General features: G+C 67.3%; 8 protein-coding genes. 1 reads left to right on the forward strand and 7 read right to left on the reverse strand.

All coding sequences use genetic code 11. The features are described 5' to 3' along the window. Nucleotides 1-136: 136 nt before the first annotated feature. The gene (locus PY257_RS14125; protein ID WP_275742948.1) at nucleotides 137-691 is read left to right on the forward strand and encodes an adenine phosphoribosyltransferase; all 555 of its coding nucleotides are present in this window, start codon (nucleotides 137-139) and stop codon (nucleotides 689-691) included. Between the two features lie 31 nt (nucleotides 692-722). Here PY257_RS14125 and PY257_RS14130 read toward each other — a convergent pair whose 3' ends face one another. The 7 genes from PY257_RS14130 to rpmH form a co-directional block, all read right to left on the reverse strand. Then, nucleotides 723-1,520 (reverse strand): hypothetical protein, encoded by a 798-nt coding sequence (locus tag PY257_RS14130; RefSeq protein ID WP_275742906.1) that lies wholly within the window; start codon nucleotides 1,518-1,520, stop codon nucleotides 723-725. 143 nt (nucleotides 1,521-1,663) lie between these two features. Next, entirely contained in the window at nucleotides 1,664-2,155 is a 492-nt protein-coding gene (locus PY257_RS14135) for a Crp/Fnr family transcriptional regulator (protein WP_275742907.1), read from the reverse strand. Nucleotides 2,156-2,240: 85 nt separating this feature from the next. Next, a complete protein-coding gene (gene mnmE / locus PY257_RS14140; RefSeq protein ID WP_275742908.1) occupies nucleotides 2,241-3,629 on the reverse strand; it encodes a tRNA uridine-5-carboxymethylaminomethyl(34) synthesis GTPase MnmE in 1,389 nt (462 codons plus the stop codon). A 108-nt stretch (nucleotides 3,630-3,737) separates the two neighbouring features. Further along, nucleotides 3,738-5,408, reverse strand: coding sequence for a membrane protein insertase YidC (yidC, locus tag PY257_RS14145; protein WP_275742910.1), 1,671 nt, complete (start codon nucleotides 5,406-5,408; stop codon nucleotides 3,738-3,740). Further along, on the reverse strand, nucleotides 5,405-5,686 hold the full coding sequence (gene yidD / locus PY257_RS14150) for a membrane protein insertion efficiency factor YidD (protein WP_275742912.1): 282 nt from the start codon (nucleotides 5,684-5,686) through the stop codon (nucleotides 5,405-5,407). Before yidD ends, yidC begins: the two co-directional genes overlap by 4 nt. After that, the gene (locus PY257_RS14155; RefSeq protein ID WP_419095720.1) at nucleotides 5,683-6,066 is read right to left on the reverse strand and encodes a ribonuclease P protein component; all 384 of its coding nucleotides are present in this window, start codon (nucleotides 6,064-6,066) and stop codon (nucleotides 5,683-5,685) included. Before PY257_RS14155 ends, yidD begins: the two co-directional genes overlap by 4 nt. Nucleotides 6,067-6,158: 92 nt before the next feature. Continuing rightward, entirely contained in the window at nucleotides 6,159-6,293 is a 135-nt protein-coding gene (gene rpmH, locus PY257_RS14160; protein ID WP_006299042.1) for a 50S ribosomal protein L34, read from the reverse strand. Nucleotides 6,294-6,577 lie beyond the last annotated feature (284 nt).

Below are 6,577 nucleotides of genomic sequence, written 5' to 3' on the forward strand. Positions count from 1 at the left end.
AACGGTGACAAGGGGGTGATGGAACCATTATGGGGCCCGTGCGCATACGGGCCAATGCCGTGCACGTACCGTGCCGAGCAGCATACCGTGCACAATCCGCATGACGGCGCGCCTTTTGCGCAGCGCACCTTTTTTTATGCACGACCTCGGCATCCAGGATTTTCTGCGGCACCACATCCGCACCGTGCCCGACTGGCCTGCGCCCGGCGTGCAGTTCCGCGACATCACGCCGCTGCTGCAGGAGCCGCAGGTGTTTCGCGTGCTGATCGACGCCTTCGTGCACCGCTACATGGGCCGCGCGCTGCGGCCCGACTTGGTGGCCGGGCTGGATGCGCGGGGCTTCATCATCGGCGCGGTGGTGGCCTACGCGCTGGGCGTGGGCTTCGTGCCCATCCGCAAGAAGGGCCGGCTGCCCTTCACGACGGTGGCGCAAACCTACGAGCTGGAGTACGGCAGCGCCACCATGGAGCTGCACACCGACGCCGTGCAGGCAGGCGACCGCGTGCTGCTCATCGACGACCTGATCGCCACCGGCGGCACCATGATGGCGGGCCGCAAACTGCTGGAAAAGCTGGGCGCCGTGGTGACGGAAGGCGCGGCCATCGTCGATCTGCCCGCGCTGGGCGGTTCGCAACGCCTGCGCGACACCGGGCTGCCGGTGTTCACGCTCGTGGATTTCAAGGGGCATTGAGCGCCCTGCACACGCCAGAGGTCCCCGTCTCCTATACCAGGTCGCCGTACTGCGTGGTGCTGAGGCTCTGCGGCCGGGATTCGCCATGGTCGGTCATCTCGGTGTCCTCGAAATCCTTGCGCAGCGGGTTGCGCGGGCCCGAGCGTACCTCGGTGCCTCCGGCGACGGGTGCCGCGGCGCTGTTGGCGCCGGCCAGGGCGCGCTTGAAGGCCGCCACTTCCTCGGCTTCGATGGGATCGAAGCGCGCCGTGGCGGATACCGCCGCCGGGCGCGGCCCCGCGGGTGCGGCGGCGCCGTGCAGCGATGGCGTGGCGGCGATGGGCCGGGCGATGCTGCTGGCCGGTGCCGCCGCCGCCGCGCCGGGGACCGCGCGCTTCTGCGGATTGCCCACCGCCACATGGTCGTTGTTGCGCCAGTACACCGCGGTGACAAGAATGTCATGCCGCGCCTTCGCGGTCTGCGCCATGAGCACCTCGATCTCGCTCAGGCGCGCGGTGTCGCCGCCATATTCACTGCCCAGGTCCATCATGACGAGGAACTGCTGCCCATGCGCATCGAGCGACAGCACCTTGAACTTGTAGCTCGCGGAGAGCACGCCCGCGCGCGTCATGGTGTCGCGCACCACGGCGTAGAGCAGTTCGCGGCGCTCCATGCGTTCGGCCTTGCGGTTGGCCGCGTGGTCGGCGGTTCCGGCATCGGCCCATGCCTTGCCGTGGCTGCCGGGCGCCAGCGGCCGGGTGGCCTCGGCTGTCGATAATCCGGAAGGGTCCAGTCCATGACTCGCTTTGAGAGCCCGCTTGCCCCCCCATAGCCAACTGAGCAGTGACATCGCCGTGCAACCCTTTCGCGTTGGATGGATGACTTTTTCCGACATCGGTGCGCAGCATGCCGGAAAAACATTTCAATCAATCGGATAAGGCAAGTCGCGTGCCACCCCGCAGCCGCGCCGGGCGTCCGGCCCGCAGCATGGATTCAGGTTGCGGCAACCCGCCGGCGGCGGTTGCCCAGGCGCTTGGCCAGCACCGCGCCGGCACCCATGGCCAGCCCCAGGGCGACGGCCGGCTGGCGGTTGGAGAGTTCGGCGAAGCGCAGGGGCGTGATGCCCCAGAGCTTGCACGCCGCTGCCGCCTGCACGGTCGCACTGCGCGGCTGGTGCGAGAAGAATGCGCCCTCGCCCACGATGGAGCCCGGGCCGACGAGCGCCAGCCGCAGGCGGCCCTTGGCGTCTTCCATGTGCACGCTCAGGCTGCCGTTTTCGACGAAGTACATGGTGCGGTCCTGCGTGCCCTGCGCGAACAACACCTGACCCTGCGCCAGCGTGCAGGGCTGCAGGTAGCCCGCCAGGGCGTCCCACTGCGCGGCCGTCAGCGGGTTGTTCAGACTGTCGTCCGCGGGCGCAGTCGCGATGGCATCGACCAGGCCTTGGAGGTCGAATCTGAGCGGTGTTGCCAGTGGCGCATTCATGGTGGACGCGACGTTACCCGGGCCTGCGCAATTGCACAAGTACGTTAACGCATACTTACATAATTGTCGGTAGCCCGGCGTGATGTCACTTACCGATGCAGAACTTGGTGAAGATGACGCCCAGCAGATCGTCCGCGGTGAATTCGCCCGTGATCTCGCCCAGCGCGTTCTGGGTCAGGCGCAGTTCCTCGGCCAGCAGGTCGAGCGCATGGGCCTGCGCATCGAGGTGCGCGGCGGCTTCCACGAGGTGGGCGTGCGCGCGCCGCAGCGCCTGCACGTGGCGCTCGCGGGCGATGTAGACGCCTTCCGCCGCCGATTGCCAGCCGGCGATGTTGAGCAGCTTGCGGCGCAGCGCCGCCAGGCCTTCGCCGGTGCGGGCGGACAGGCGCAGCCCATGGGCCGCGGCATCCGCCCCGGCGGGCGCGGCGTCGGACTTGTTCCAGACGTCCACCACGGGAGTGCGGGCCCCGCGCTGCAGGGCAAGGGTGCGGGCGATCTCCGCATCGGCCCTGCAATACGCAGGGTCGGCGACGCGCGTCAGGTCGTGCAGGAACAACACCGCGTCGGCGGCGGCGATCTCCTCCCAGGCGCGGGCGATGCCGATCTTCTCGACCGCGTCCTCGCTCACGCGCAGGCCGGCGGTGTCGACGATGTGCAGGGGCACGCCCTCGATCTGGATGGTTTGCTGCACCTTGTCGCGCGTGGTGCCGGCGACAGGCGTCACGATGGCCAGTTCCGCGCCCGCCAGCGCATTGAGCAGTGACGACTTGCCCGCATTGGGCTGGCCCGCGATCACCACCTTGATGCCTTCGCGCAGCAGCGCGCCCTGCTGCGCGCGCTGCATCACCGCATGCAGCATTTGCTGCAATTTCGATAGCTGCCCGCGCGCGTCGGACTTGCGCAGGAAGTCGATTTCTTCTTCAGGAAAATCGAGCGTGGCCTCCACCAGCATGCGCAGGTGGATCAGCGCGTCGCGCAGCGCGTGGATTTCCTGCGAAAACGCCCCCGAGAGGGAGCGGCCCGCGCTGCGCGCCGCAGCCTCCGTGCTGGCATCGATCAGGTCGGCGATCGCTTCGGCCTGCGCCAGGTCGATCTTGCCGTTCAGGAAGGCGCGCTCGCTGAACTCGCCGGGCCGTGCCAGGCGCAGCCCCGGCAGCGCGGCGCGGCCCGCTTCGAGGCAACGCGCCAATAGCAGTTGCAGCACTACCGGGCCGCCGTGGGCCTGCAGCTCCAGCACATCTTCGCCGGTGTACGAGTGGGGCGCCGGAAAGTAGAGCGCCAGGCCCTGGTCGATCGGCTCGCCGCGCGCGTCGCGGAAGGGCAGGTAGGTGGCTTGGCGGGCTTTCAGCGCGCGCCCGCACACGGCCCGCACCAGCGGCCCCAGCCCGCGCCCGCTGACGCGCACGATGCCCACGGCACCGCGGCCCGGCGCGGTGGCGATGGCGGCGATGGGGTCCGAATGGTGGGCGGGCATGGGGGCTATTGTCGGCGCTGCAAAAATGCTCTCCCGCGCTTGTCATTTCGTGTACTGCGCCGCCCGACTGGCAGTCGGCGCGGCCCCTTGCGGCGCAGCGTTCGCGGCCTACTTGCCGAGCACGCCCAGCCGCTTGTTGATGACCCACTGCTGGGCGATGGAAAGCAGGTTGTTTGTCAGCCAGTACAGCACCAGGCCCGCCGGGAAGAAGAAGAACATCACGCTGAAGGCCAGCGGCATGATCCACATGAGCTTGGCCTGCATCGGGTCCGGCGGCGTGGGGTTGAGCCAGGTCTGCAGCAGCGACGAGGCGGTCATGAGCAGCGGCAGGATGAACAGCGGGTCCGGCGTGGAAAGGTCCTTCACCCACAGGATCCAGGGCGCGTTGCGCATCTCCACCGTGGACAGCAGCACCCAGTAGAGCGAGATGAAGAAGGGGATCTGGACCACGATGGGCAAACAGCCTCCCATGGGGTTGACCTTTTCCTCGCGGTAGATGCGCATCATCTCCTGCTGCATCTGCTGCGGCTTGTCCTTCAGGCGCTCGCGCATCTCCATGATTTTGGGATTGATGGCCTTCATCTTGGCCATGCTGGAATACGCCTTGGCATTGAGCCAGTAGAAGGCGATCTTCAGCATCACCACCAGGGCAACGATGGACCAGCCCCAGTTCTGCAGCACGCCATGGATCTTGTCGAGCAGCCAGTAGAGCGGCTTGGCGAGAATGGTGAAGATGCCGTAGTCCTTGACCAGCTCCAGGCCCGGGGCGATCGCTTCGAGCTTCTTTTCCTCCTGGGGGCCCGCGTAGAGCTGGGCGCTGACGCTGGTGCTGGCGCCGGGGGCGATCTCGGCCAGCGCCAGGCGCATGCCGCCGCCGTAGAGGTTGTTCTCGATGCGCTTGGCGAAGAACTCGCGCGGCGCGCTCTGCGTGTCAAGCCAGGCCGAGACGAAGTAATGCTGCACCATGGCGACCCAGCCGTCGTCGGCTGTCTTCTCGAACTCGGCCTTGCCCTTTTCGATGGCGGCGAAGTCCACTTTCTTGAACTTGCTCTTGTCGGTATAGAACGCGAAGCCGGTATACGAGGTAGGGCCGGCAAACATGTTGGTATTGCCCTTGACCGTGCCGTCGCGCATGAGCTGCAGGTACAGCTCGGGCTTGATGGCCGCCGCCGTTGCGTTGGCGACGTCGTGGCGCACGTCGATGAGGTAGCTGCCACGGTGCAGCGTATAGGTCTTGACCAGCGTGACGCCGCTGCCGTTGGCGGATTCGAAGCGCAGCGCAAGGTCGCTCTTGCCGTCGGCCAGCGCGCGCTCGGGCCCGACGAAGCGGAACAGGCTCAGGTGGGTCGGCAAGCCGGGCCCACCGATCAACCCGGTTTGCGCGACGTAGGTGTGCTGCTCATGGCGATCGAACAGCACCACGTTGCGCGCATGGTCGTCCTGGTCGGCATGGTGCAGCAGTTCCAGCCGCACCAGCGTCGCTCCGCGGGTGTCGAAGGTGGCCTTGTAGACATCGGTCGTCACTTCCACCAGCTCGCCCGGCTCCGTCGAATCCGCCGCGGGCGCGCCGGGCGCGACAGCGGTCCCGCCGGCCCCCCCCGGCACGCTGGCCGCACCGGGGGCAGCCGTTGCGGGCGCGGGTGCGGCAGGGGCGCTGGCCACGCCGGGCGCGGGGAAGAAAGTGGCCTTGTGGCCGTTGTAGACCTGCCATTTGTCCCACAGCAAAACCATGGCAAAACCAAAAACCACCCACAGGATGGTGCGGCGAATGTCGTTCATGAGGACTTCTTTGGAGGGGAAGATGGTTGCGTGGGGGTGGCTGCCAGGCCCCGGAACAGCGGCGCGGCGGGAACGGGATCATGCCCGCCATCGCACCAGGGATGGCAGCGCGCAAGCCGGCGCAGCACCAAGCAACTGCCCGCCACCGCGCCATGGCGCTCCAGCGCCTGCAGCGCATACGCGGAGCAGGTGGGCTCGAACCGGCAGGCCGAGCCCAGCCACGGGCTGAGCAGCAGGCGGTAGGCGCGCACCAGCGCGATCAGCAGACGGCGCATCATGGCTGCCACCCTGCGAGCGCCTGCCGGAACAACTGATGCAGTTCTTCGCGCACGGCACGCTTCAGAACATCGGACGTCGCGCTCGTGAACTGCCGCCGGTCGAACCCGGCCCGCAGGCGCACCACGTGGGCCGCCATGGGAAGCTCACCTTCAAAAGCGGCGCCCGCTGCGTAGATCTGACGCTTGATGGCATTGCGCGTGACCGCCCGCCGGGCCCAGCGCTTGGGCACCATGGCACCGAGCCAGGGCTCCTGCTCGGCGGCGGGAAACAGCGGACGAGCGCCAGCCGCCGCGGCCCCGGGCAGGACGGGCGGTGCCGATTCCAGCAACAGGCGATGGAGTGCGAAATGCATCGTGCGGGATACCGTGCCAGCCGCCATGGCTGCCTGGAACTGGGGGCGCGTCTTGAGCCGCTGCACACGCACAGATGCCCTGGACAGGGCTTTGCGGTCCCGAATGGGGACGTCGTGCGTCAGACGGCCAGGCGCTTGCGGCCCTTGGCGCGGCGCGCATTGATGACGGCACGGCCGCCGCGCGTCTTCATGCGGACGAGGAAGCCGTGGGTGCGCGCGCGGCGGATCTTGGAGGGCTGGTAGGTGCGTTTCATGATGGATTCCTTGAATAAGGGTTCAAAGTGCTCTGGCCCGCAGGGGACACCCAGGAAACCCCGCCCCGTCAAAGTCTGCCGGGCCCCTTCAAAGGCGCCAGGAAGAGGGAAGGATTCGCGAAGCCGCGTCAAATCGCCCTGAAACAAGAATTCAGGGAAACCCGTGATTATCACCAAGTTCGACCTGGTTGACAATACCCAGTCTTTTCTAATTCAGGTATGAGCCCAATACTGTTTAGTTAAAACAAATGCTTGGTTTTGGGTCGCATGGCTGATTGATGGGG

Origin of the sequence: Curvibacter soli (assembly GCF_029211125.1) — a bacterium.
Taxonomy (GTDB): domain Bacteria; phylum Pseudomonadota; class Gammaproteobacteria; order Burkholderiales; family Burkholderiaceae_C; genus Curvibacter_A; species Curvibacter_A soli.